The following is a 25,252-nucleotide window of genomic DNA, read 5'->3' as shown; positions in this document are numbered from 1 at the left end:
TGAGGGCTACGAGCTGTCTGCTCGATGCGATTATTCCCTACCCAATGCGCGGCGGATGGCGATTTCCACCGGACTATAGGCTCCGTCGAGTCGCTCCAGCTGATAGAGCTTGGCAAGCCCGATCGAAGGTTGCGCCATGAAACGCGGCGCGGCTCCTCGATGCTTCTGTGCGGCATGAACGAGGAAGGGATGGCAGATGTAGACTGTACCGGCCTTTCCCGTTGCCAGTGCGTGAGGGCGGTCTGCTCCCATGTGCTTAAGCATCATATGAGAACGTCCGTGCTCTCCCGCAGGTTCGAGATAGCGCGCCATATCCATATGGGAGCCGACGCGGATGCGGGTTGGCGCATCGTCTTCACCGACATCGGAAAACAAAAACAGCGTAAGTAGAGCGCGCCCTCGCGAGGTGACATTCACGCGCCAGGCCGAGAAGTCCGTTTTCTCGTCCGGATCGCAATCGTCACCCGGAAAGCTGAGGTCGACATGCCAGCCGGCATCGCCGGGATCGTCCGGATGCGGGAACCGGACGGGGAAGGTACCCAGCCCATCTCTTGGCAGCCATCGCCCCCGCCCGACCAGTTGATCGAAAGCGGTGTGCAAAATGGGCATGTTGGCGATGGTGCGGAATGGCTCGCCGCCATAGCCCGGCAGCCGGATGACCGGAAATCTCCAACTTGCCGGATCGTGCTCGCTGCAGGGAATATCGCGCCACATGATGGCGCGGGCTTTGGCAGCCTGTTCCCGTGAAAACGCACCATCGATGCGTATAAAACCATGTTCAATGAAATCGTTTACCTGCGCGTCGGAAAGCGCAGCCGGATACTGTCTTTGGGATGGCATGAAATCTCTCTCGATCATCGCGCCGTTTTTCGCCCTTCCTGTGCGGGCATCACGGCTGTTTAGGCAAAGACCTACCCGGCCTTGCGGCCGTTGAGGCGGTCTCGTCTTCATTTGGCTGCAAGCCTGGGGATCAGCGGCTTATGAAGAAGACCGAAGCGATGTTGAGAATGCTCATCATGCCGACAGGCTAGTGAGCTCCGTCGGCATGGTCAATACTGACCTATTAAAGTTCCGACTTGATGTCGCCCATGCGGTTCCAAGCGTCGAGGCCGGCGATTTTATAGGCTTCGGCAAGCGTCGGATAGTTGAAGGTGTTTTCGACGAAATATTCGACGGTGCCCTTGAGGTTCAGCACGGCCTGGCCGATGTGCACGAGTTCGGTGGCGCCTTCGCCTACGATGTGGACGCCGAGCAGACGGCGTGTCTTCAGTGAGAAGATCATCTTCAGCAAGCCGGTATCGAGGCCCATGATGTGTCCGCGCGACGTCTCGCGGAAGCGGGCGATGCCGCATTCATAGGGGATATGCCGCTCCTTGACCTCTTCTTCCGACAGGCCGCAGGTGGAAATCTCCGGCACGGCATAGATGCCATAAGGGAAGTATTTCGGCGGCTCCTTGGCGATGGCGCCGACGGCAACGCGGGCGGCGATGCGGCCCTGTTCCATCGAGGTGGAGGCGAGGCTCGGGAAGCCGACGACATCGCCGGCGGCGAAGATATGCGGAACCTTGGTGGCGAAGGTTTCCGGATTGACGCTCAGGCGGCCGCGCGCATCGGCTTCGAGGCCGGCTGCAGCAAGATTAAGGGTATCGGTCGCGCCCATGCGGCCGGCGGCGAAGAGAACCATGTCTGTGGTGATGCGGCGGCCGTTATCCAGCGTCAGCTCCACCTTGCCGCTCGGCAGGCGCTCGACTTTCTCTGCCTTCTGGCCGAGCAGCAGCTTCATGTTGCGATCGCGCAGCTGATAGGTGAAATCCTCGACGATCTCTTTGTCGATGAAGTCGAGCATGGTCGACTTCGGATCGATCAGCGTCACCTGCGTATCGAGCGCGCTGAATATCGTTGCATATTCGATGCCGATAACGCCGGCGCCGATGACGACCATGGAGCGCGGCAGCTGCTCGATATCGAGCAGTTCGTCGCTGTCGAGAACCGTCTTGCCGTCGAAGGGCATGTAATCCGGGCGGAAGGGCTTGGTGCCGACTGCAAGCAGGATGCCGGCGGTGGATACGGTGACGACCTCGCCATCATCCTTGACGATCTGCATCGTCTGCGGATCGACGAAGCTCGCCTTGCCTCTGATGTGCTGCACGCGATTGCGGGCGAACTGGTGTTCCAGCACCTCGACTTCGTGGTCGAGGGTGATCAGCAGACGCCGGCGCAGGTCTTCGGCGCTGATTTCCTGTTTGACGCGATAGGCGCGGCCGTAAAAGCCGCGTTCTCGCCAACCCGAAAGGTTGAGCGCGGTTTCGCGCAGCGTCTTGGAGGGAATGGTGCCGGTGTGGACCGAGACGCCGCCGACCCGTTTGCCTTGCTCGACGACGAGTACCTTCTTGCCGAGTTTTGCGGCCTGGATAGCGCCTCTGCGGCCGGCGGGGCCGCTACCTACGACTAGGAGATCGAATTGGTCCATCGGGAAGCCTCGGATGACTGGAATGGGGAATCAATGTCGCAACGCAACATGCTCCGTCAACCGGTAGCTTCTCAATGTTACAGATTATCTAACGGGAAGTTTGGTGTTCACGAGGCCGAAAGGCCGAGCCAGGGTTCCAGCTTCTCGAAAGTACGGTCCATGGCATAGGCACGCGTGAAGGAGAACGGCAAGTGACCATAGATGATCGACATCTGGCCCTCTGCGGTAGCCTCATTCGTCTTGGCAATGGCGGCAAGGTAAAGTGCGGAGGCTAGGCCGGTTCTGTCCGCTCCGGCCTGGCAATGAATGAGGATCGGCTTCGGCGCATTCCGCATGATCTCGACAAGCTGCGCCGCTTGCGCCTGGGTCAGCTCTCGGGCCGAAGACATATGGAAATCGATATGGCCGATGTTGAGCGCTTTCGCCTCGGCGATTTCGGTATCGTACCAATGGTGCCCGCTATTGTCGCCACGCAGGTTGATAATGGTCCTGATGCCGTATTGCTTCTGAAACTCGGCGATGTTGGTGGCCGAGGGCTGTGAAGAGCGGTAAAGCTCGCCGGCAATGACCGGATGGAAATTCGTCGTCCACAGCATGTGAGCATAGAAGCCGCCGGCAACCACGAGGAAAGCGCCTGCCGCGACAAGCGCGCCGCGACCGATAGAAAGGAGGCGATGAACAAGCACTGGCGACATCTTCGGCATTCGATCTCCACATGGCCGACGCCCGCAGCGGATAGGCCAAATCAAAACAATAGCTTCCGCCGGTGTATATGCCGATCGGATGCGATGATCCTTCTGCCAGATGATGCTGACGCTGAACTGAAAAATTGGAGCGGCGATCGCAACGGCAAATTCGGAGGATCCGTAAATATCCGATTACAAAGACTCGATATTATCATTTAATATCAAATTGATACTGTGATTTCTTAAATATATTTATCGCTTTTGGTGCGAAATTCTAAATTAAACGTAATGCACGAAAACTGACATGACCGTTCTTGCCGATAATAACGTGGTCGTGAACAGTGATGCCTAACGGCTTGGCTGTATCGATGATGGTCTTCGTCATGTCGATATCGGCGCGAGACGGGGTCGGGTCTCCTGACGGGTGGTTGTGGACCAGAATCACTGCCGAGGCGGAGAGTTCGAGCGCGCGCTTGACGACCTCGCGCGGATAGACCGGCGTATGATCGATCGTGCCGAAGCCCTGCACCTCGTCGGCGATCAAAGCATTGCGCTTGTCGAGAAACAAGAGGCGGAACTGCTCGCGGGCTTCGTGAGCCATGGCGGCATGACAGTAATCGATAAGCGCTTTCCAGGAGGAAAGCACCGGCTTGCCGGTCAACTCGCTTTTCAGCATGCGCTGCGCGACGCTTGTGACCAGCTTTAGGTCGAGGGCAACCGCGTCGCCGACGCCGCTGACCTCCGTCAACAGGTTGACCGGCGCGCCGAATACACCGCCAAGCGTGCCGAAGCGGGCAAGCAATGCCTTGGCGATTGGTTTCGTGTCGCGTCGTGGGATCAGCCGGAAAAGCAAGAGCTCGAGAATTTCGTAGTCCGCCAATGCCGCATCGCCACCGTCGCGATAGCGATTGCGCAACCGGTCGCGGTGACCATGATAATGAGCTTCGACGTTGGTTGGCGCGGATTTGGCTGGTGGAGCGGATTTGGAAGTCTGCGAGCCGAGCTTGGCAGGCTGCTGGGGGAAGAACAGCCGCTCGTCCAGCAGCGGAGCTTCTTCCAAAGTCTCCAGCTTCCCGCCTCTTTCGAGGGGCATGTCGCCATGTCCGTTGGAAGAAGCGGGACGTTTCGCCATGAATTATCCCTGCAGCGGCGGCAGGCCGGGGCGGTCGAGGCCGCCCGGCGACAGGGTGAAGATCTCGCAGCCCGCCGCCGTGACGCCGACCGTATGTTCGTACTGGGCCGAAAGCGAGCGGTCGCGGGTGACGGCCGTCCAGCCGTCGCCGAGCACTTTCACATGCGGCTTACCGAGATTGATCATCGGTTCGATGGTGAAGATCATGCCTTCGCGCAATTCCGGTCCATCATTGACGCGGCCGTAATGCAGGATGTTCGGCGAGTCATGGAAGAGGCTGCCGACGCCATGGCCGCAGAAATCGCGAACGACCGAGCAGCGCTCGCCCTCGGCATAGGTCTGGATCGCCTCGCCGATGGCGCCGGTGCGGGCACCGGGACGCACGGCGGCAATGCCGCGCATCAGGGATTCATAGGTAACTTCCAGCAGTCGTTCGGCTGAGCGCTTGATTTCGCCGACCGGATACATGCGACTGGAATCGCCGTGCCAGCCCTCGAGCACATAGGTCACGTCGATATTGACGATATCGCCCTCGCGCAGCGGCTTGTCATTGGGAATGCCATGGCAGACGACGTGGTTGATCGACGTACAGGAGGATTTCATGTAGCCGCGATAGTTCAGCGTCGCCGGATAAGCGCCGTGATCCATGCCGAATTCGAAAACGAAGCGGTCGATAATATCGGTCGGCACACCAGGCTTGACGATCGCGGCCAGTTCATCGAGGCAGCGGGCGGTCAACTGGCATGCCTTACGCATTCCTGCAAAGGCATCCTGCCCGTAGATGCGGATAGCGCCCGTATTCTTCGCCGGCGCCGTTGCCGCTTCGATGTAGTTCACCATGGTCAGCCTTCGGTAGAGATCTTAAACTGTTCTAATGCAGCTATGCCGGGTTCGTCTATCGGGATCAACCCGGCAGGCGCGATTTCCGTCGGCGAGACCCTGCATTTCAGCGCATAGACTTCGACGCCACGCGCCAAAGCACGGTCAAACGCCCGGGCGTAGACCGGATCGAGATCGCCACAGATCCGGAAGCGATCGCAATCATTGCGCTGAATCACGAACAACATGACGGCGCGGAAACCAGCCTCGGCCATATCGCCGAGTTCTTCCAGATGCTTGGCGCCGCGTGCTGTCGCCGTATCGGGGAACTCTGCAAGACCCGGCTGCCGCATGAAATGGACGTTTTTCACCTCGACATAGGTGGTTGTCCGCAAAGGGTCGGTCAAGAGTAGGTCTATGCGGGAGTTGCGGCCGTAGTTCTGCTCGCGCCTGACTGTCGTGTACTTGCCGAGATCGGAGACTTGCCCAAGCGCGATCGCTTCCGCCGCGATGCGGTTTGGCATGGCGGTATTGACGCCGACCGTAGTGTCGTCGGCTTCGATCAGCTCGAAGACATGACGGTATTTTCGCTTCGCGCCCTCGTGTTCGGAAAGCCAGATGCGCGAACCGGGTGTCGTCAGTCCAAGCATTGATCCGGTATTGGGGCAGGAGCCGGTGATGAAGGTGCCGTCCTCCAGCTCGGCATCGAAGAGGAAGCGCTTGTAGCGCGAAATCAGGCGGGCAGGGATGAGAAGCGAAGGAAATTGCATAATAGGGTGACTTATGCCCGTTCCATGACGAAGCTGCCGGGTGCCTCCTCAAGCGCATTGAGGGCCTTGCCGCCTGGTTGGCGCGCTGCCGTCATACGATGGTCTTGCGCGAGGATCCAGGCATGCCAATGCGGCCACCAGGAGCCAGGCGTTTCCTTTGCTCCGGCGAGCCAATCCTCATAGTCGCCGCCCAGGGGGCCGCCTGTCCAGAACTGGTATTTATGCTTGTCGGGCGGGTTGACGACGCCGGCAATGTGACCGGAGCCGGTCACGACGAATTCCACAGGACCGCCGAAACATTGGCTGCCGACGAAGACCGATTTGGCCGGCGCGATATGGTCTTCGCGCGTCGCCAGATTGTAGACGGGGATGCGCACGTCCTTCAGCGACAGCGTCTTGCCGTCGAGCACCATTTTGCCCTGGCTCAATGCATTGTTGAGGTAGCAGTTGCGCAGGTAGAATGAATGGTTGGCCGCGGCCATGCGCGTGGAATCGGCATTCCAGAACAGGAGGTCGAAGGGCAGGGGCTCCTGGCCCTTAAGGTAATTATTGACGAAATAGGGCCAGATGAGTTCGGAGGCGCGCAGCATATTGAAGGCCGTCGCCATCTTCGAGCCTTCGAGATAGCCGAGCACATTCATCTGCTCTTCGAGTGCCGCAATCTGCTCTTCATCGACGAAAACCTTCAGATCGCCGGCGAAGGTGAAATCGACCTGCGTCGTCAGGAAGGTAACTGTGCGGATGCGCTTGTTCTTTTCCTTGGCATGGAGGGCGAGTGTGGCCGCGAGCAGTGTGCCGCCGACGCAATATCCTACGGCATTGACTTCCTGCTCGCCCGTCGCCTTCTCGATCGTTTCAAGAGCGAAATCGATACCTTCACGGGCATAGGAGGTCCAATCCTTCGCCGCATGACGATGATCGGGATTGACCCACGAAATCACGAAGACGGTGTGACCCTGCTCCACACACCATTTAATGAAGGATTTCTGCGGGTTGAGATCCAGAATGTAGAACTTGTTGATCCAGGGCGGGCAGATTAGCAAAGGCCGCTTCAGCACCTTATCTGTCGCCGGCTCGTATTGGAGCACCTGGCAGACATCGCTTTGGGCGATCACCTTGCCAGGTGTCAGCGCCATGTCGCGCCCGACGGCGAATTTCGTCATGTCGGTCTGCCGCAGTCGAAGCTCGCCGTGACCGAGGCTGATATCTTCCGCCAGCATCTTCATGCCACGCACGAGATTCTCGGCATTGGAGGCGATGGTTTCGCGGTAGACCTGCGGGTTAGTCGCGATGAAATTGGTCGGCGAGAAGGCGGCGGTGATCTGTTTCGTGTAGAACGCCGCCTTGTGACGTGTGTGCTCGTCCAGCCCTTCCGCGTCGCCAACCAGCTTTTCCGCCCAGTTCGACGTCAGAAGATAGGTCTGCTTCAGGAAGTCGAAGAAAGGATTCTTCTGCCAGTCCTCATCGGCAAAGCGCCTGTCCTTCACTGGTTCGGCTTCGGCTGACGAATCGCCGCTGAGGCGCTGCATGGTCTTCGTCCACAGGCCGAAATAGCCGGAAAGCAGATGAGTCTGCGCCTCCAGCGTCCGGCGGGGATCGGAAAGCCAGTACTCGCCGACCTTGGAGAGTGTCTTGACCATGTCGGTGAAGGGATCGGCAACCGTGTCGACCTTCTCGCCGCGTTCGCGCGGCGCAAGCCAGGCCGAGGCTGCCTTGCCGAGATTTTCCAGCGCACGGGCAAAGTTGACGGCCATCGCTTCGGGATCCCTGACGATGTAAGGCTCGACTGACTTTGGATCAAAGCCGGGAAAGCCGCCATTACCTTCATTCTTGTCCCGCTTGCTGTCGGTCACGCATCATCCTCCCGGCGGCAGCTCGTGTCTTGTTTTCCATTTGTACATCTTGCGGGAAAAGGAATACAAGTCGAATGAAACGCAACCCTGCTCTTGCTTTGCTGCTGCGACAAATTTAACAGTCGCAACCCACAGCAAGGAATAGCGCAGGAAGACAATTATGGGCGGCGGCATGGTGGCAAGACTGAACCGGTATTCCGTACTCTGCGGTGCAATGTGCGGAATTCTCGCATTGACGCTCGCGGGCTGCTCGACGCCCGAGGAAAAGGCGGCCTTCGCCAAGCGCAAGCAGCCGCCTCAGGCTGTCATCGTAAAACCCGCCAAGGGCACGCCGGTGGTGGAAACCAGCACGCAGCAATATTACAAGGACGGCTATCCTTCCTTCAATGCGCCGCCGACCGCTGCAAACGTCCAGATTAACGATCAGCAGGCTGGCGATCTGGTCAAGCAGCTGACGGCTCTCGGATCGCAGCGCAAGGCGGGCACGATCTCCGAAGCGGAGTACCAGCGGCGTGTTGCCGAAATGCGCAAGCTTGCCGCCGAGCATGGCCAGGATACGCTGCAGGAAATTCAGAAAGAGGGCGGCGCTCAGCCGGCCGCAACGCAGAATTAGCCTTGCGTTTCAGGCGATTTGGACGCAAAGCGTTCGGATAGGCCGCATTTGGATGTATCTGGACGGGCGGATTGCACTTTGCGTGCATAGCCGCCCAAGATTCACCTTATCTTTCGAGATAGCATGAATACGGCGCCGCGAGTCCCAAGTTCGTATCGTGGCTGGCCGGGAGATCAACGAACTTCAGCGCGGTTTTGAGGGCCGCTGTCCCATGGGGAAAGAAATGGAAGAGTTTCATAAAGTCCGGCGTTTGCCGCCCTACGTTTTCGAACAGGTCAATCGTTTGAAAGCGAGCGCGCGAGCGGGCGGGGCGGACATTATCGACCTCGGCATGGGCAATCCAGATCTTCCGACCCCAAAGGCGATCGTCGACAAGCTGTGCGAAGTGGTCCAGGATCCGCGCACGCATCGCTATTCCTCCTCCAAGGGTATTCCGGGCCTTCGTCGCGCCCAGGCCGCCTATTACGCCCGCCGTTTCGGCGTGAAGCTCAATCCCGACACGCAGGTGGTCGCCACCCTCGGCTCGAAGGAAGGCTTCGCCAATATGGCGCAGGCGATCACGGCGCCCGGCGACGTCATTCTCTGCCCGAACCCGACCTATCCGATCCATGCCTTTGGCTTCCTGATGGCCGGCGGCGTGATCCGCTCGATCCCGGTCGAACCGGATGACAGCTTCTTCCCGCCGCTGGAACGGGCCGTGCGCCACTCGATCCCGAAGCCGCTGGCTCTGATCTTGAACTATCCGTCGAACCCGACGGCCTATGTCGCGACGCTCGATTTCTACAAGGAAGTCGTCGCCTTCGCCAAGAAGCACGACATCATCGTGCTTTCGGATCTGGCCTATTCGGAGATCTACTTCGACGACGCGCCGCCGCCGTCCGTGCTGGAGGTTCCGGGCGCCATCGACGTGACGGTCGAATTCACCTCGATGTCGAAGACCTTCTCCATGCCCGGCTGGCGCATGGGTTTCGCAGTCGGCAACGAGCGGCTGATTGCGGCGCTGATGCGCGTGAAGTCCTACCTCGATTACGGCGCCTTCACGCCGATCCAGGTGGCGGCGACCCACGCGCTGAACGGCGACGGCTCCGACATCGCCGAAGTGCGCAACATCTACAAGCGGCGCCGCGACGTTCTGGTCGACAGCTTCGGCAAGGCCGGCTTCGACGTGCCGCCGCCGGCCGCGACCATGTTCGCCTGGGCGAAGATCCCGGAAAAGTTCCGTCATCTCGGTTCGCTGGAGTTTTCCAAGCTGCTGGTCGAGAAGGCCGACATTGCGGTCGCTCCGGGCATCGGCTTCGGCGAGCAGGGCGACGATTATGTCCGCATCGCGCTTGTTGAAAACGAGCATCGCATCCGTCAGGCGGCGCGCAACCTGAAGCGCTTCCTCTCCTCTGCGGACGAGACGATGCATAATGTCATTTCGCTGAACGCTCACCGTTCATAATATCGTGCGGCAGCCGTTTCCGCGGCTGCCGTCCCCATACTGATCAGGAATTTTCCATGGCAGATGCCCTCAAAATCGGCATTGCGGGCTTGGGCACCGTTGGTGCCTCGCTCGTCCGCATCATCCAGAGCCGCGCTAACGAGCTTGCCGTTACCTGCGGTCGTCCCGTCAAGATCGTCGCCGTCACAGCGCGCGATCGCACGCGGGATCGCGGCATCGATCTAACGGGCATCGAATGGTTCGGGGGGCCGGTCGATCTTGCGCAGAAGGCCGATATCGACGTCTTCGTCGAGCTGATTGGCGGCTCCGAGGGTGCTGCTAACGCGGCCGTGCGTGCAGCGCTTGCACGCGGCCTGCATGTCGTCACAGCCAACAAGGCGCTGCTTGCCTATCACGGTGTCGAGCTTGCGCAGATCGCCGAAGAAAAGGGCGCCCTGCTGAATTTCGAAGCGGCCGTTGCCGGTGGCATTCCGGTCATCAAGGCCCTACGCGAATCCCTGACCGGCAATACGATTTCCCGCGTCTATGGCATCATGAACGGCACCTGCAACTACATCCTGACCCGGATGGAGAAGGAAGGCCTGTCCTTCGCCGATTGCCTCAAGGAAGCCCAGCGCCTCGGCTATGCCGAAGCCGATCCGGCTTTCGACATCGAGGGCAACGACACGGCGCATAAGCTCGCCATCCTGACGACGCTTGCCTTCGGCAATCGCATCGCGGCCGACGACATCTATCTCGAAGGGATCACCAACGTCTCCATCGAGGATATCCGCGCTGCTGCCGATCTCGGCTACCGTATCAAGCTGCTCGGTGTTGCCCAACGCACCGAAAGCGGCATCGAGCAGCGCGTGCATCCGACCATGGTGCCGCTCGATTCGGTCATCGCCCAGGTCGATGGCGTCACCAATGCCGTGGCGATCGAATCCGATATCCTCGGCGAATTGCTGATGGTCGGCCCCGGCGCCGGCGGCAACGCGACGGCCTCCTCCGTCCTCGGCGACATCGCTGATATCGCCAAGAGCCGGCCGGGCGAACAGCGCGTACCGGTGCTCGGCCATCCGGCCAAGGCGCTCGAGCCCTACCGCAAGGCGCAGATGCAGAGCCATGAAGGCGGCTATTTCATCCGCCTGACCGTGCTCGACCGTACCGGCGTCTTTGCAAGTGTCGCGACCCGCATGGCGGAAAACCATATTTCACTCGAATCGATCGTGCAGCGCTCCAAGCAGCATCTGGCACCATCCGATCACCAGACGATCATCCTCGTCACCCACGCGACGACGGAGGATTCGGTGCGCAAGGCGGTTGCGGCAATCAAGAACGAAGGCTATCTCGTCGGCGAGCCGCAGGTCATCCGTATCGAGCGGCCGAAAGAATAGTCTCAGTAGCGGCGGCGTACCTCAAAGGGACGCCGCTCTCAAATTCCGGGAGAGATGGTGGAGCAACCGGTCGATCCAGTTCAGCGGGCATTTCTGGGTGTCGAGCGCTCGGTATCAGGCAATCGCTGGGTATCCAGGCTCGATCAGGCTGGCCAGAACAGGGCGCTTGCCATTGCGCAGACACATGGCCTGCCGGAGCTGATTGCCCGCGTGCTTGCCGGCCGCGGCGTCGGCCTCGACGAAGCCATGGCCTTCCTCGACCCGACGATCCGCGGCTTGATGCCGGACCCTCATCTGCTGACGGATTGCGAGAAGGCGGCACGACGGCTGCTGCACGCAATCAGTAAGAGCGAGACGGTCGCGATCTTCGGCGATTACGATGTCGACGGCGCGGCCTCCTCGGCGCTGCTCTATCGCTTCCTGACCCATTTCGGCGTCCCGGCCAGCATCTACATTCCCGATCGTATCTTCGAAGGCTACGGCCCCAATCCCACTGCCATCGGCCAGCTTATCGACAATGGCGCGACGCTGATCGTGACGGTCGATTGCGGTTCCACCAGCTTCGAATCGCTTGAGGTGGCGAAGGCACGCGGTATCGATGTCGTCGTCATCGATCACCATCAGGTGGCGCATGAGCTGCCGCCATGCCATGCACTGGTCAATCCAAACCGCGAGGATGATCTTTCAGGGCAGGGGCATCTCTGTGCCGCCGGCGTGGTCTTCATGGTTCTCGTCGCGGCCCTGCGGCTGTTGCGGGAGGCGGGCGATTCCCGCGTGCGATCGATCGACCTGCTTGCCTGGCTCGATATCGTCGCGCTCGCGACCGTCTGCGATGTCGTGCCGTTGAAGGGTTTGAACCGCGCTTATGTCGTTAAGGGGCTGATCGCCGCCCGCCATCAAGGCAATCTTGGGCTTGCAGCGCTGTTTCGCAAGGCCGGTCTCAACGGCCCCGTCTCGCCCTACCATTTCGGCTTCCTCATCGGTCCGCGCATCAATGCTGGCGGCCGCATTGGCGATGCAGCGCTCGGCGCGCGCCTGCTGACGCTGGACGACGGCGGCGAAGCGGAAACCATCGCCGCGAAGCTCGATGAGCTCAATCGCGAGAGACAGGCCATGGAGGCCGCCATGCTGCAGGAGGCCGAGGCAGAGGCCCTGGCGGAGTACGGCAATGGCGACGGCGCCTCCGTCATCATCACGGCGCGCGAGAACTGGCATCCGGGAATCGTCGGCCTAATTGCCTCACGTCTCAAGGATAAGCTCCGCCGGCCGGCCTTTGCCATTGCCTTCGATTCATCGGGCAAGGGCACCGGCTCGGGCCGCTCTATCAACGGCTTCGACATGGGCCGCATGGTGCGCGCGGCGGTGGATGCTGGTCTGCTGGTCAAGGGCGGCGGCCATGCTATGGCTGCCGGTCTAACGGTGGAGCGAAGCAACCTCGGCAAGCTGCGCGCCTTCTTCATGGAGAAGGCGGAGAAACAGGTGGCCGGTCTGGTTGCCAACGAAACGTTGAAGATCGACGGCGCGCTCGGCGCAAGCGGCGCGACCGTGGAGCTGATCGACAGGCTTGAGACCGCCGGCCCTTATGGTTCGGGCCATCCACAGCCCGTCTTCGCGCTTCCGAGCCACCGCTTGCGCGATTCTCGCCTCGTCGGCCAGTCGCATATCAAGATTACGCTGGAGGCGCAGGACGGTGGCCGGGTGGATGGCATCGCCTTCCGCGCGGCCGAGACGCCCTTGGGCGATCTGCTGATGTCGTCGCGCGGTGCACAGATCCATGTCGCCGGCACGCTCGGCGCCGATCACTGGCAGGGAAGTCGCCGCGTGCAGCTGCGCGTCACTGATGCGGCGAAAGCTCCGTAACGAAACGACGTCCGATATCGCATGAGCACAAAGGCGCTTTGCGAAGCAAAATCATCAATTTAAAAGGAGAAACAGTGGCACGCCCTAGGGGAGTCGAACCCCTCTTTACAGAATGAAAATCTGTCGTCCTAACCGATAGACGAAGGGCGCGTGCTGTGGCGCCCTTATAGTCAGCACCTTTCATTCCCGCAAGCGGAAAAACGAGAAAAATCGCAGAAAAATCTATGACTAGGCGGAGATTTTTCGAGGTGCTTGTGGAAAACGACGAGCCGCGCGGTTGGTACGCCCTAGGGGAGTCGAACCCCTCTTTACAGAATGAGAATCTGTCGTCCTAACCGATAGACGAAGGGCGCATGCTGCACGGCCTAGATAGGAGTAGCCTATTGCGTCCGCAAGCGGTAGCTTAAATGAATCGACTATGGGAGAAGAACAACAGTGGCACGCCCTAGGGGAGTCGAACCCCTCTTTACAGAATGAAAATCTGTCGTCCTAACCGATAGACGAAGGGCGCGTTCAGCTGTTGTGTGGCGCGCTTATAGCGGGGTGATTTCATTCCCGCAAGCGGCAAATTTGCTTTTTTTTGTGGAAAAAAATGACAGATGGGTGAAACTATTCTCGGTGCTGAATAAGTGAGCCTTAACAGGCCCTTGCCGGCGACATCGAAGATTCCTTGGAAACGCGGGTCTTTTACTGACCGCTTGCGCCCTGCACGGGCTGAACCAATAGCTTGCCGTTTTGAGGCTGGTTCTTCGACGCGATGAACTGCGCCAGCGCCGCCGCCTGTCTGCCGTTCAACTCATGGACATTCGGGCCCGGCGTTGCCGCCGCTCCGGACGTCGTCACCTGGGCAATCGGCTGCGGCGAACCCGAGGCCGGCGAGGTCGCATTGCGAATGACGGGCGGGGGAAGCATGTCGGCCGATGTGCGGCCGTTCGGCACGGCGGCATCCATCGTCTGCGGCGCCGCTGTCTGCATAGCGGTTGATGGCGCGCTGTAAACGCTGCGCATCATCGGCGTGATCGCCTGGCCGCCGTCGATCTGTGTCTTGGCAAGCGTCCCATCCGGATTGACGGCAATGGGCGGCGGTGCGGAAAAGATGCTGCTTCTGCTCGCATTGACGCCGGTCGGCTGCGTGACCAGGCCGGCAATACCGGTTTGCCCGTCCGCAGTCGGGGCCGTAGGCGCAGGATAGAGTGCCTGGTTCTGCTGGGCAACGATCTGCTGACGTGTGCCGTTGACGCTGTGGACCATCGGATCACGATAGGCGACATCGGCCTTGCGTCGCCGCGCATCGGCCTTGCTGTTCATATCGGCTGCCAGCTGTTCTGCTACGGTCAATGGCACGACTGGCGTAGCTTGCGAAGTCTCGATCGGCTTTTTGGCCGTGGTCGCGCAGCCTGCTATCATCACAAATGAGGCAAGAACGGCAATTGTGCTTGCGAGCTTCTTCCTGCCGTATAAAATCTGTTGATCGCACATAGGACGTTCCCTGCAAAAAGGCGTGCATCGGAACGGCCTCCTGCGAGGGACGATGACACCGCGCGCCGACTGGGAACGATGACTGCGCGATATCCGATGCATGATGCTTCGAGTCGTCCAAGCATGCCGGAGGATGGGCGTGGGCTGCAAGCGCGAAACGGATGGCTCCGCGCGTGCCGTAAGCCTCGCGAAAGCTTAGGCTTTACCAGGAGCCGGTGTTGGCCATGGAAGCCCAGGGCTCGGCCGAGGGAAGATTGGCGCCCTTCTGCAGGATCTCGATGGAAATGCCGTCCGGAGAACGCACGAAAGCCATGTGACCATCGCGGGGAGGACGGTTGATGGTGATGCCGTTGTCCATCAGCTTTTGGCAGGTCGCATAGATATCGTCGACTTCATAGGCGAGGTGGCCGAAATTGCGTCCTCCGCTATATTCCTCCGGGTCCCAGTTGTAGGTCAGTTCCAGGCTGGGGGCACCGTTGCTGCGAGATGATTCGGCGTCCTCGTCGGCCGCAAGGAAAACGAGCGTATAGCGACCTTTCTCGTTTTCGTAGCGGCGGGTTTCGGTAAGCCCGAATAGGGTGCTATAAAAATGCAACGAGGCGTCGAGATCGGTGACGCGGACCATCGTATGGAGATAACGCATTCTATTTCCTCTCTTAATGTTGAGCTGGGCGGATCTTCGATCGCGACACCAGCTTCGCGCAAGTCTTGGAGCAATAATCTTAGGGTGGGAATAAACGAAAACTAGGACTTGCGCTTTTCCGTTACCAAGATGTTAATCTTGATATCAGGGAATCAGTTAACCGTAACAGTGTGACGCGTAATCGAGGGCTGACTAGGATGGGTGACAGAATTTCATCGAAGGGAGTTGTCGACTTCGAGGAGATGTCGGGTGATACCGTCGAGCTCATCGAAATCTCAGGCGTCGTCAAATGGTTCGATGTCGCCAAGGGCTTCGGTTTCATCGTGCCTGACAATGGCATGCAGGATGTGCTTCTGCATGTGACGTGTCTACGCCGCGACGGTTATCAGACGATTCTCGAAGGAACCCGCATCGTCGCGCTGATCCAGCGCCGGGAGCGCGGTTATCAGGCGTTCAAGATCCTCTCCATGGACCAATCGACCGCGGTGCATCCCTCGCAGATGCCGCCTGTTCGCACGCATGTGCAGGTGACGGCGACGAGCGGTCTGGAGCGCGCGCTGGTCAAGTGGTTCAACCGCACCAAGGGCTTCGGCTTTCTGACGCGCGGCGAGGGCACCGAGGATATCTTCGTGCATATGGAAACGCTGCGTCGCTTCGGCCTGGCCGAGCTGCGGCCGGGGCAGGTGGTTCTTGTCCGCTTCGGACCGGGTGAAAAAGGCCTGATGGCGGCGGAAATCCATCCGGATGCGCCGAGCCCGGTCACGCGGCCACATTGACATGAACAAAGCCGGATTTCTTGGAATTTCGAAAAGCGCCATTTTGGCGCTTTTTCTCGTTGGGGCCATCGCTCCATCGTCTTTCGCGGCACAGAGCGCAGGGCAACAGTCGATGGCTTTCGATTCGGAACCGCTTTCGATCGCATCGCCCAAGGGCCAGACGCATAAATTCACCGTGGAGCTGGCCTTGACGCCGCCACAGCTCGAATTGGGCCTCATGTATCGCGACAACATGCCGGCCGATCACGGCATGCTGTTTGATTTCGGCACGCCGCGGCCCGTCATGATGTGGATGAAGAACACCAAGTTGCCGCTCGACATGCTGTTTCTGGATCAGAAGGGTGTCGTCACTCATATCCAGGAAAACGCCGTGCCCTATTCTGAAGCGATCATCAGTTCTGGCGGGCCGGTTGCCTATGTCATTGAGCTGAATGCCGGCATCGCTCGCAAACTCGGCCTCGCCGTTGGCGACAAGGTGACGAGTGCCACCATCTCGGCAAAGCTCGGCAAGTAAATTTCATCGGGGAAGATGTGCCGCCCGAGATTTTATCTGTTGCAGCGAGGAGATGAACCGTGTATCTCCCCACTCGTTCCGCAGGACCAAGTGTTTGGCGGTACGGAATCAGCTCATGATCTCGTTTTGGTCATGCTGAAGGCACGGAGTGTAGCGCAGTCTGGTAGCGCATCTGGTTTGGGACCAGAGGGTCGGGAGTTCGAATCTCTCCACTCCGACCATTTAAAATCCCCTCATTGAAGTCTTTGAATTCGTCCTGGTGGCGGCTGCCTTTTCGCTTGAAAACAAAGGGATTCGCGGCTAAGCAAAAGTCGTGTTCGCGTGATCTGTAAGGGATCGCGCCAAGGCAAGAGAAGCAAGAAGGCGGATCATTCCCGCTTGATTCGGAGGCGCTGCAGCAATGCCTGCCAAGATTTATCGTCCTGCAAAAACCGCCATGCAATCCGGCAAGGCCAAAACCAATATCTGGGTTCTGGAGTTCGACCAGGAAACGCCGCGCAAGATCGATCCGATCATGGGCTATACGTCCTCGGGCGACATGCGCCAGCAGCTCAAGCTCACCTTCGAGACGCAGGAGCAGGCGGAAGACTACGCCAAGCGCAACGGTATCGAATACCGCGTCGTCGCTCCGAAGGATCCCATCCGGCAGACCGTTTCCTATTCTGACAACTTCCGCTTCAATCGTATCCAGCCCTGGACTCACTGAAGCCAGGCACTTATTGAACGCCGGCCATTGAGTTTGGCGGCGGTTTCAGGCATGTGTTGCCCGCCGCACCTAAGGTGCGGCCAGGCCTTACGGCCCCTTAGCTCAGCTGGATAGAGCACTTGCCTTCTAAGCATGTGGTCGCAGGTTCGAATCCTGCAGGGGTCGCCATCTTCCCGATTGTCCATACCGAAGACATAGGTAACAGAGCATACCTAAGACATCGGTGACACCTTTGGGCCGAAAGGGTTCGTTCTGGCTGTTCGCATTCAGTTCGCCACCGTCGGCCAGCCGCCGGCAGCTTTTGGCCTTGTAGCGTCGACCGCCATCTGGATAAGGTCGTAGCCGTACATTGCTCCGGTCAGCTTGATGACGATGATAGCGACACTCAAGAGAGCTAATCCGCCGATGATCCTGTCGCCTTTTTTCACGGCCCGCTTCCCCGACGTCTCGTGAATCCCGCGTTAGTAGCGGCGACAAAGAATATATCCCGTTTTTTGCGAAACGCTACAGGACTTGCTCACGCTGCCAATTGCCAGGCGGCAATCAGGAGGAGACAGCTCGCGATACCCTCTGCGTAACGTTGATGGCGATCGCTGAAATCGGCCTATGAAAAACCCGCCGGCTGCGGCACAGCGGCGGGTCTTGTCTATTCAATCCACCCCGTATCAGTGCAGGATCTGGCTGAGGAAGAGCTTTGTGCGCTCATGCTGGGGATTGTCGAAGAATTCCTTCGGCGAATTCTGTTCGACGATCTGGCCCTGGTCCATGAAGATGACGCGGTTGGCGACCTGGCGGGCAAAGCCCATTTCGTGGGTCACGCACAGCATTGTCATGCCTTCTTCGGCAAGGCCGACCATGGTGTCGAGCACTTCCTTGATCATCTCCGGATCGAGCGCCGAGGTCGGCTCATCGAACAGCATGATCTTCGGGTTCATGCAGAGTGAGCGGGCGATAGCCACGCGCTGCTGCTGGCCGCCGGAAAGCTGGCCCGGATATTTCTTTGCCTGTTCCGGAATCTTGACGCGCTTGAGGAAGTGCATGGCAACTTCTTCCGCCTGCTTCTTCGGCATCTTGCGCACCCAGATCGGCGCCAGCGTGCAGTTTTCCAGAATGGTCAGATGCGGGAAGAGATTGAAGTGCTGGAACACCATGCCGACTTCGCGGCGCACTTCGTCGATCTTCTTCAGATCGTTCGTCAGCTCGACGCCGTCGACGATGATCTGACCCTTCTGATGTTCTTCCAGGCGGTTGATGCAGCGGATCATCGTCGATTTGCCCGAGCCGGACGGGCCGGCAATGACGATGCGCTCGCCGCGCATGACCTTCAGATTGATATCGCGCAGTACGTGGAAGTCGCCATACCACTTGTTCAAATTGATCATATCGACCGCGACCTCTGTCTCGGAGACGGTCATTTTCTTCGATTGGGCTTCAGCCATTTTCTATTTCCCTCAATTTTATCGCTTGTGGCCGGTGTCGAGATGGCGTTCCACAAAGCCTGAATAGCGCGACATGCCGAAGCAGAACAGCCAAAAAACGAATCCGGCGAATACAAGACCCGTCACCGGCGTCACCGCGCTTGCCCAAGCGGCATCCGCGAAGTTCTGACGAACGATGCCGAGCAGGTCGAACATGCCAATGATCGCCACGAGCGACGTGTCCTTGAACATGCCGATATAGGTGTTGACGATGCCAGGAATGACCAGCTTGATCGCCTGCGGCAGAATGATCAGCCGCATTTTCTGCCAGTAGCCAAGGCCGAGTGAGTCGGCTCCTTCGAATTGACCCTTCGGTATCGCCTGCAGACCGCCGCGGATGACTTCGGCCATATAGGCCGAGGTGAAGATCGAAACGCCGACCACGGCACGCAAAAGCTTATCGACAGTCCAGCCCTGCGGCATGAACAGCGGCAGCATATAGCTGGCCATAAACAGCACGGTGATCAATGGTACGCCGCGGATGATTTCAATGAAGCCCACGCACAGCATGCGGACGACCGGCATCCTGGAGCGGCGGCCGAGCGCAAGCAGGATGCCGAACGGGAAGGAGACCGCGATCGCAACGAAGGCAATCACCAGCGTTACGAGCAGGCCGCCCCACCTTTCCGTTTCGACTATTTCAAGGCCAAAACCGCCATGAAGCAGGAAGAACGAAATAACCGGCAGCACGAAGAATGCCAGAATTGCGTTCAATCCCTTTCTGGGAACGGACGGCATCAGCAGCGGTGCAAAGCTGGCGACCATCAAGATGCAGACCAGTATCGGCCTCCAGCGCTCGTCCGGTGGATAGAGGCCGAACATAAAGACGACGAATTTCGCGCGGACGAAGGCCCAGCAGGCGGCGTTCCAGCCATCCGGCTGGGTTCCGCCTTGAACCGTAGTGGCGCAGAAAGTGCGGTCTGTGCCGCTCCAGACTGCGTTTATGAACAGCCAGTTGACCAGATGCGGTATCGTCCAGGCAAGGAAGGCGACAGCAAGCAAGGTCAGAACAATGTCCTTTGGCGTGGCAAACAGGTTCTTTTTCAACCAGTGCCACGCGCCCCTTTCGCTGGCGGGTGCCGGCTGCGCAACAAGCAATGTCTTGCTGACGAAGTTTTGATCTACGCTCGACATCTTATCTCTCCACCAGAGCCATCTTGGCGTTGAACCAGTTCATGAACAGCGACGTTGCGATGCTCAGGATGAGATAGATGGCCATCCAGATGATGACGATTTCGACGGCTCGGCCGGACTGGTTGAGGATCACGCCGCCGACGGCGACGACATCGGCATAGCCGATGGCGATGGCAAGCGACGAGTTCTTGATCAGATTGAGATATTGGCTCGTCAGCGGCGGAATGATGATGCGCATTGCCTGCGGTATGATGACCAGCCGGTTGATGGCTGATGCCCGCAGACCAAGCGCGCCTGCGGCTTCCGACTGCCCCTTTGGTACGCCACGAATGCCGGCGCGCACGATCTCGGCAATATAGGACGCGGTGTAAAGGGAAAGGGCGAGGAGAAGCGCAAGGAACTCCGGACTTATCACCGTACCACCCGTCAGGTTGAATTTGCCGGCGATGGGATAATCGAAGGAAAGCGGCATGCCGGTCACCAGGAAGACCACCAACGGCAAGCCGATCAATATGCCGATCGACACCCAGATCGTGTGGAATTGCTGACCGGTTGCCGCCTGACGCTTGTGGGCCCAGCGCGCCACAAAGAACACGGCGGCAATGGCGACGAGGAAAGCAATGCCCACGGCCCACATGCCCGCGCCGAAGATCGGGCTGGGGAAGGCAAGGCCGCGATTGCTGAGATAGCTGGAGAATGGCAGGTGCACGGCATCGCGCGCCTGCGGCAGCAATACCAGAACGCCGCTGTACCAGAAGAAGATGACGAGCAGCGGCGGGATATTGCGGAAGATTTCGACATAGGCCTGGGAAAGCTTCGCGATCAGCCAATTGTGCGAAAGCCTGCCGATGCCGATGATGAAGCCGACGATCGTCGCGGCGATGATGCCCACGAACGATATCAGAAGCGTGTTGAGCAGGCCTACGAGCAGCGCATTGGTATTGGTGGAATCGCTCGAATAGGGGATTAGCGCCTGGCCGAGATTGAAACCGGCGCGGCCTTGGAGGAAGTCGAAGCCGAAAGATCTGTTCAAGGCGCGCAGATTGTCCATCGTATTCGTGACGATGAACCAGCAGAAAGCCGCGAGGATGATAATCGTGACGGCCTGGTAGAACACACCCCGAACTTTGGGATCGTACAGCGCTGCCGATAAGGCCGAACGCTCGCCTTCAGGCGAGTTTACAGTAATTGCCATATAGAAATTTTCCCCAATGTGCCTGTTCAGGCTTGTTTTCTTGAGGGGAGAGAGGCGAAGTCGCCTCTCTCTTAAAGTTAGGCTCTTTGCGAATTAGCGCACCGGAGGTGCATACTGAATGCCGCCCTTGTTCCACAGCGCGTTGAGGCCGCGGGCGATCTTCAGCGGGCTGTTTGCACCGATGTTACGCTCGAAGATCTCGCCGTAATTGCCGACGCCTTTGATGATGTTGTAGGACCAATCGTTGGTCAAGCCGAGATCGGTGCCGATCGTGGAGCCCTGTTCGGCGCCCAGAAAGCGCTTGATATCCGGGTTGGCCGAATTCTTCATCTCGTCGACGTTTTTCTGCGTGATGCCGAATTCTTCAGCGTTCACGAGCGCATAGGCGGTCCAGCTGACGATGTTGAACCACTGGTCGTCACCCTGGCGAACGGCCGGGCCAAGTGGCTCCTTCGAGATGATCTCGGGCAGAACGATGTTATCGTCCGGGTTTTTCAACGTCAGGCGTACGGCATAAAGCTGTGACTGGTCTGTCGTGAAGACGTCGCAACGGCCGGAGTCATAGGCCGTCGTGATTTCTTCGAGCTTGTCGAAGACCACCGGATTATACTGAAGGTTGTTGGTCTTGAAATAATCGGCGAGATTGAGCTCGGTCGTCGTGCCGGACTGGACGCAAATAGCCGCGCCGGAAAGTTCGAGCGCCGACTTCACGTTCAGCTCCTTGTGAACCAGGAAGCCCTGACCGTCATAATAGGTGACGGGGCGGAACTTGAGGCCGAGCGCCGTGTCGCGGTTGATCGTCCAGGTAGTATTGCGCGACAGCAGGTCGATTTCGCCGGACTGCAGCGCCGTAAAACGGTCCTTCGCGCTGAGAGGGGTGTATTTCACCTTGGTCGGGTCGCCGAATACGGCCGAAGCCACAGCCTTGCAGAAGTCGATGTCGAAGCCGGCCCAGTTACCGGACGCATCCGGCTGCGCGAAGCCGAGAAGAGCAGGATTCACGCCGCATTGCACGAAGCCCTTGGCCTTTACGTCGCTCAGCGTCGAGGCGGAGGCCCCAGACGCGGTGTAAGCCAAGGCTGCGACTCCGAGGAATGCGGAGAGAGCAATCTTTTTCATTTTCCCTACCTTTGTCTATTGTTTTATAGTTAAACTGTATCGCTGCCCGACAGGTCCTTGGAGAACCACGTTCCTTCCCTTTTCGGGTGCGAGTGGCGCTATCACAGTCGCAAATGGTGTAGCGGTCAAGAGATCGCCCCAATTATTGCGAATTTATTCGGCATTTTCGCCAGGAGAGGCCGGAAACTGGGCATTTGGCGTCAAAATGAGCGGTGGTTTGCCAAAAATCTGCGCGAAAATGGGGTTTTGGTCGCCATTTTTGTTATTTTAGCCTTATAATAATGTGCGGCGGTGGAATGATCGGGGTTGACCCCACTGGACTTGGTCGCCACAAATCCAGCTTCCAACAGCGCCAAAGGCATATCCTGACATGAAAGACAAAGACACAAACCTGCCGAACGCCGGCATCAATACGCGTTTGTCCCATATCGGCAATTCGCCGTTCGATTATCACGGCTTCGTTAATCCGCCTGTCGTACGTGCCTCGACGGTGCTGTTTCCCAATGCGCGCGTGATGGAGACGCACGACCAGAAATATACCTACGGAACCCGCGGCACGCCGACGACGGATGCCCTATGCGAAGCAATGAACGCGCTGGAAGGATCGGCGGGAACGATCATCGTGCCGTCCGGGCTTGCGGCGGTCACGGTGCCGCTTCTTGCCTACCTCTCCGCCGGAGATCATGCGCTGATCGTTGATTCGGTCTATGGTCCCACGCGCTTCTTCTGCGATACCATGCTGAAGCGCCTCGGCGTTGAGGTCGATTATTACGATCCGTCGGTTGGCGCCGATATCGAGCGGTTGATCAAGCCGAACACCAAGCTGGTCCATACGGAATCGCCGGGTTCCAACACCTTCGAAGTGCAGGATATCCCCGCAATCTCGGCGGCGGCTCATCGTCACGGCTGCGTCGTGACCATGGACAATACCTGGGCAACGCCGCTCTATTTCAAGCCGCTCGATTATGGCGTCGACGTTTCCATTCACGCGGTGACGAAATACCCCGCCGGCCATTCCGACATTTTGATGGGCACGGTTTCCGCCAACGAGGCGCATTGGAAGCGGTTGCTGGACGCTCACGGTCAGCTCGGCCTTTGTGGGGCGCCCGACGACGCCTACCAGGTGCTGCGCGGCTTGCGTACCATGGGCGTGCGCCTGGATCGCCATCAGGAAAGCGCGCTTGCTATCGCCCAGTGGCTCGAGGGTAGGGAGGAGGTCGCGCGCGTCTTGCATCCGGCTTTGCCGAGCTTCCCCAGCCACGAACTCTGGAAGCGTGATTTCAAGGGTGCGAGCGGGATTTTCTCCTTCGTTCTGGCTGTCGACGAGCCACAGAAATTCAAGGCGAAGGCGCATGCCTTCCTCGATGCCTTGCGGATTTTCGCTCTCGGCTATTCCTGGGGTGGTTTCGAAAGTCTGGCTCTGCACGTCAATCTCAACGACCGGCGCGTCACCAAGGTCCCGACGGAAGGGCCGGTTATCCGCCTGCAGATTGGTCTCGAAGACGTGCCGGATCTCAAGGCGGATATCGAAAAGGGCTTTGCCGCCGCCAAAGAGGTTTGATCAACCGATGGCGCGGTAGCCGTAGATCCAGTCCATGTCCGCCGCGAGGCTTTGCGGCGGACGGAGGGAGAGAACGAGGTCACGCGCGATCCGAATCGGGCCGCGGGCATGATAGGCGAACTGATTGAAGGCGGCGCGTTGCCTCAGGCGCGCAATCCGTGGCGCCCGATGCTTTTCATAGAGTTCGAAGGCTTCCGCCGGCGAGCGCGCGGAAAGCAGCCCGCCAAGCTCGAAGGCATCCTCGATCGCCATGGCTGCGCCTTGCGCCGCAAACGGCATCATCGCATGCGCAGCGTCTCCGATCAGAATCGTATCGCTGCCATTATGCCACCGACCGTCCTTCATCTCGTAGAGCGGCCAGAAGCTTGTCTGCTCCTGAGCCTCCAGCATTTGCAGAATCGCACTGTTCCAGCCGGAAAAGCCACGCAGCATCTGCTCGCGCTGCGCCTTGCTGCCGGTCGCATCCCAATCGCGGCTGGTGCTGCTGCCGGAGACGATGGCGACGATATTGAAGGCGGCATTTTCCCGGATGGGATAGCAGACGAGGTGGCTGGAAGGACCGAGGAATGCCGTGACGTTCGCCTTGTCCAGCAGAGGCGGGGCCGCCGCCTGCGGGATGGAGAAGCGCCAGGCAATATTCCCGGAGAAGAGCGGCGAGGGCGCACCGGGCACCATCGTATGCGCTTTCGACCACACGCCGTCTGCGCCGATGACGAGATCGAATTCCCTTCCGGCGCTCTCTTCTAGTGTCTGTTTGTCCTTGATATCGATGTGCCGGCCGAGGTGCAGCCTGCATAAATCATTGGCCGTCACCGCATTGAGGAGCGCCTTTTGCAGGGTCGCGCGATGTGCGGCGCCATAGGGCGCACCCCACCGCTCTCGGGCAAATTTTCCACAGGGAACGGAGGCGACCGGCCGCAGCGACGAGCCGGATACGAGCCGGACTTCCTCCGGCTCCAGCCAAACCGGTCTGAGCGCATCGAGCACGCCGAGCGTGTCGAGGATGCGGGAAGCATTCGGTGAAATCTGCAGGCCGGCGCCCACTTCGGTCAGTACCTCCGCCTGTTCGAAAATGTCGGAGGCAATCCCGTGTCTCGCCAGCGCCAGCGCCCCCGTCAATCCGGCTATTCCGGCGCCGATGATTGCGGCTGCTTTGATCGGCATTTCTTTATGTCCGATCGGACTCTAAGGCGTCACGCCGCCTTGAAGTGGAAGACGCAGCCGGCCGGGTTGGTCTGGTCCGCCTTCAGCGACGGATTGTAGCGGTACAGCGTCGAGCAGTAGGAGCAGACCTTTTCGCTCTCGTCGCCGAGGTCGATGAAGATGTGCGGATGATCATAGGGAACCGAAGCGCCGGTGCACATGAATTCCTTTACGCCGATTTCGATGACGCGATGTCCGCCGTCGTTCTGGAAATGGGGAATATTATGGCCGGCCATGATGATCTCCGAATGCGTCTTGCCGTGAGCGGCATGAATGTTGCGCCAGACTTGGTAGCCCCTCTTTATAATCCTTCTTCCCGATTGTGTAGTGCGAAAGTCCGGCTTGAGACAGAGATTTTCGCGGGCATAGGGTTCATTTGATATCGCCGATAAAATATGGTCCGGCCTCAACAGGATCCAGT

At 59.1% G+C, this 25,252-nt stretch carries 24 protein-coding genes and 5 tRNA genes; 10 read left to right on the top strand and 19 right to left on the bottom strand.

The annotated features are described in order from the left end of the window. Nucleotides 1-30 precede the first annotated feature (30 nt). The 7 genes from PH562_RS09370 to phaC form a co-directional block, all read right to left on the bottom strand. Entirely contained in the window at nt 31-840 is an 810-nt protein-coding gene (locus tag PH562_RS09370) for a phytanoyl-CoA dioxygenase family protein (RefSeq protein ID WP_285172760.1), read from the bottom strand. Nucleotides 841-1,063: 223 nt separating this feature from the next. Next, nucleotides 1,064-2,470: a Si-specific NAD(P)(+) transhydrogenase gene (gene sthA, locus PH562_RS09365; protein ID WP_285172759.1), complete on the bottom strand. Its 1,407-nt coding sequence runs from the start codon at nt 2,468-2,470 to the stop codon at nt 1,064-1,066. A gap of 107 nt (nt 2,471-2,577) precedes the next feature. Continuing rightward, nucleotides 2,578-3,174, bottom strand: a complete 597-nt coding sequence (locus PH562_RS09360; RefSeq protein WP_285172758.1) for a dual specificity protein phosphatase family protein — start codon at nt 3,172-3,174, stop codon at nt 2,578-2,580. A gap of 256 nt (nt 3,175-3,430) precedes the next feature. Continuing rightward, the gene (radC, locus tag PH562_RS09355; protein ID WP_285172757.1) at nt 3,431-4,288 is read right to left on the bottom strand and encodes a RadC family protein; all 858 of its coding nucleotides are present in this window, start codon (nt 4,286-4,288) and stop codon (nt 3,431-3,433) included. A 3-nt stretch (nt 4,289-4,291) separates the two neighbouring features. Next, nucleotides 4,292-5,128 (bottom strand): type I methionyl aminopeptidase, encoded by an 837-nt coding sequence (gene map, locus PH562_RS09350; protein WP_285172756.1) that lies wholly within the window; start codon nt 5,126-5,128, stop codon nt 4,292-4,294. A 2-nt stretch (nt 5,129-5,130) separates the two neighbouring features. Further along, nucleotides 5,131-5,877 (bottom strand): DNA/RNA nuclease SfsA, encoded by a 747-nt coding sequence (sfsA, locus tag PH562_RS09345; protein ID WP_113233381.1) that lies wholly within the window; start codon nt 5,875-5,877, stop codon nt 5,131-5,133. 11 nt (nt 5,878-5,888) lie between these two features. After that, nucleotides 5,889-7,730, bottom strand: coding sequence for a class I poly(R)-hydroxyalkanoic acid synthase (gene phaC, locus PH562_RS09340; protein WP_285172755.1), 1,842 nt, complete (start codon nt 7,728-7,730; stop codon nt 5,889-5,891). Between the two features lie 160 nt (nt 7,731-7,890). Between phaC and PH562_RS09335 the strand changes: the two genes are divergently transcribed. The 4 genes from PH562_RS09335 to recJ all read left to right on the top strand — a co-directional run bounded on the left by PH562_RS09335 (nt 7,891) and on the right by recJ (nt 13,023). Further along, nucleotides 7,891-8,343 carry a gas vesicle protein GvpG gene (locus PH562_RS09335; RefSeq protein ID WP_285172754.1) on the top strand — a complete coding sequence of 151 codons (453 nt, stop codon included), beginning with the start codon at nt 7,891-7,893 and terminating at the stop codon, nt 8,341-8,343. Between the two features lie 223 nt (nt 8,344-8,566). Next, nucleotides 8,567-9,787 (top strand): LL-diaminopimelate aminotransferase, encoded by a 1,221-nt coding sequence (locus PH562_RS09330; protein ID WP_285172753.1) that lies wholly within the window; start codon nt 8,567-8,569, stop codon nt 9,785-9,787. 56 nt (nt 9,788-9,843) lie between these two features. After that, the gene (locus PH562_RS09325; RefSeq protein WP_113233384.1) at nt 9,844-11,163 is read left to right on the top strand and encodes a homoserine dehydrogenase; all 1,320 of its coding nucleotides are present in this window, start codon (nt 9,844-9,846) and stop codon (nt 11,161-11,163) included. A 54-nt stretch (nt 11,164-11,217) separates the two neighbouring features. Further along, nucleotides 11,218-13,023 (top strand): single-stranded-DNA-specific exonuclease RecJ, encoded by a 1,806-nt coding sequence (gene recJ / locus PH562_RS09320; RefSeq protein WP_483315335.1) that lies wholly within the window; start codon nt 11,218-11,220, stop codon nt 13,021-13,023. A 75-nt stretch (nt 13,024-13,098) separates the two neighbouring features. On the opposite strand, the gene PH562_RS09315 is transcribed toward recJ, so the two are convergent. From PH562_RS09315 to PH562_RS09295, 5 genes are all read right to left on the bottom strand, one after another. Beyond that, nucleotides 13,099-13,173 (bottom strand) — tRNA-Glu (locus tag PH562_RS09315). A gap of 128 nt (nt 13,174-13,301) precedes the next feature. Next, a tRNA-Glu gene (locus tag PH562_RS09310) sits at nt 13,302-13,376 on the bottom strand. An 83-nt stretch (nt 13,377-13,459) separates the two neighbouring features. Continuing rightward, nucleotides 13,460-13,534 (bottom strand) — tRNA-Glu (locus PH562_RS09305). A 176-nt stretch (nt 13,535-13,710) separates the two neighbouring features. Then, nucleotides 13,711-14,331 (bottom strand): hypothetical protein, encoded by a 621-nt coding sequence (locus PH562_RS09300; RefSeq protein ID WP_285172752.1) that lies wholly within the window; start codon nt 14,329-14,331, stop codon nt 13,711-13,713. Nucleotides 14,332-14,704: 373 nt separating this feature from the next. Continuing rightward, entirely contained in the window at nt 14,705-15,145 is a 441-nt protein-coding gene (locus tag PH562_RS09295; RefSeq protein ID WP_069612062.1) for a VOC family protein, read from the bottom strand. Nucleotides 15,146-15,342: 197 nt separating this feature from the next. On the opposite strand from PH562_RS09295, the gene PH562_RS09290 reads away from it, so the two are divergent. The 5 genes from PH562_RS09290 (at nt 15,343) to PH562_RS09270 (ending at nt 17,309) form a co-directional block, all read left to right on the top strand. After that, nucleotides 15,343-15,921: a cold-shock protein gene (locus PH562_RS09290; protein WP_015339721.1), complete on the top strand. Its 579-nt coding sequence runs from the start codon at nt 15,343-15,345 to the stop codon at nt 15,919-15,921. A 1-nt stretch (nt 15,922) separates the two neighbouring features. Continuing rightward, nucleotides 15,923-16,435, top strand: coding sequence for a DUF192 domain-containing protein (locus PH562_RS09285; RefSeq protein ID WP_285172751.1), 513 nt, complete (start codon nt 15,923-15,925; stop codon nt 16,433-16,435). A 144-nt stretch (nt 16,436-16,579) separates the two neighbouring features. Next, nucleotides 16,580-16,656 (top strand) — tRNA-Pro (locus PH562_RS09280). 179 nt (nt 16,657-16,835) lie between these two features. Beyond that, nucleotides 16,836-17,141 (top strand): ETC complex I subunit, encoded by a 306-nt coding sequence (locus PH562_RS09275; RefSeq protein ID WP_113233387.1) that lies wholly within the window; start codon nt 16,836-16,838, stop codon nt 17,139-17,141. 91 nt (nt 17,142-17,232) lie between these two features. Next, a tRNA-Arg gene (locus tag PH562_RS09270) sits at nt 17,233-17,309 on the top strand. 98 nt (nt 17,310-17,407) lie between these two features. On the opposite strand, the gene PH562_RS09265 is transcribed toward PH562_RS09270, so the two are convergent. The 5 genes from PH562_RS09265 to PH562_RS09245 all read right to left on the bottom strand — a co-directional run bounded on the left by PH562_RS09265 (nt 17,408) and on the right by PH562_RS09245 (nt 22,067). Next, nucleotides 17,408-17,569, bottom strand: a complete 162-nt coding sequence (locus PH562_RS09265) for a hypothetical protein (RefSeq protein WP_285172750.1) — start codon at nt 17,567-17,569, stop codon at nt 17,408-17,410. Between the two features lie 237 nt (nt 17,570-17,806). Further along, on the bottom strand, nt 17,807-18,580 hold the full coding sequence (locus tag PH562_RS09260; RefSeq protein WP_149637578.1) for an amino acid ABC transporter ATP-binding protein: 774 nt from the start codon (nt 18,578-18,580) through the stop codon (nt 17,807-17,809). An 18-nt stretch (nt 18,581-18,598) separates the two neighbouring features. After that, on the bottom strand, nt 18,599-19,753 hold the full coding sequence (locus tag PH562_RS09255) for an amino acid ABC transporter permease (protein ID WP_285172749.1): 1,155 nt from the start codon (nt 19,751-19,753) through the stop codon (nt 18,599-18,601). Between the two features lies 1 nt (nt 19,754). Continuing rightward, complete coding sequence (locus tag PH562_RS09250) at nt 19,755-20,948, bottom strand: amino acid ABC transporter permease (RefSeq protein ID WP_113233391.1); 1,194 nt, start codon at nt 20,946-20,948, stop codon at nt 19,755-19,757. Between the two features lie 93 nt (nt 20,949-21,041). Further along, nucleotides 21,042-22,067, bottom strand: a complete 1,026-nt coding sequence (locus PH562_RS09245) for an amino acid ABC transporter substrate-binding protein (RefSeq protein ID WP_113233392.1) — start codon at nt 22,065-22,067, stop codon at nt 21,042-21,044. A gap of 370 nt (nt 22,068-22,437) precedes the next feature. Here PH562_RS09245 and PH562_RS09240 point away from each other — a divergent pair, with 370 nt between their 5' ends. Then, nucleotides 22,438-23,628: a cystathionine beta-lyase gene (locus tag PH562_RS09240; RefSeq protein ID WP_285172748.1), complete on the top strand. Its 1,191-nt coding sequence runs from the start codon at nt 22,438-22,440 to the stop codon at nt 23,626-23,628. Here the strand turns inward: PH562_RS09240 and PH562_RS09235 are convergent, their stop codons facing one another. Continuing rightward, the gene (locus PH562_RS09235; protein WP_285172747.1) at nt 23,629-24,792 is read right to left on the bottom strand and encodes an FAD-dependent monooxygenase; all 1,164 of its coding nucleotides are present in this window, start codon (nt 24,790-24,792) and stop codon (nt 23,629-23,631) included. It lies immediately after the preceding gene. A gap of 29 nt (nt 24,793-24,821) precedes the next feature. Further along, nucleotides 24,822-25,067, bottom strand: coding sequence for a zinc-finger domain-containing protein (locus tag PH562_RS09230; RefSeq protein WP_047454665.1), 246 nt, complete (start codon nt 25,065-25,067; stop codon nt 24,822-24,824). Between the last annotated feature and the right edge of the window lie 185 nt (nt 25,068-25,252).

It is taken from the genome of Rhizobium centroccidentale (assembly GCF_030182565.1).
Lineage (GTDB): Bacteria > Pseudomonadota > Alphaproteobacteria > Rhizobiales > Rhizobiaceae > Rhizobium.
Note: the sequence above shows the minus strand (reverse complement) of the source record. Positions and strands in the feature narration are given on the sequence as shown.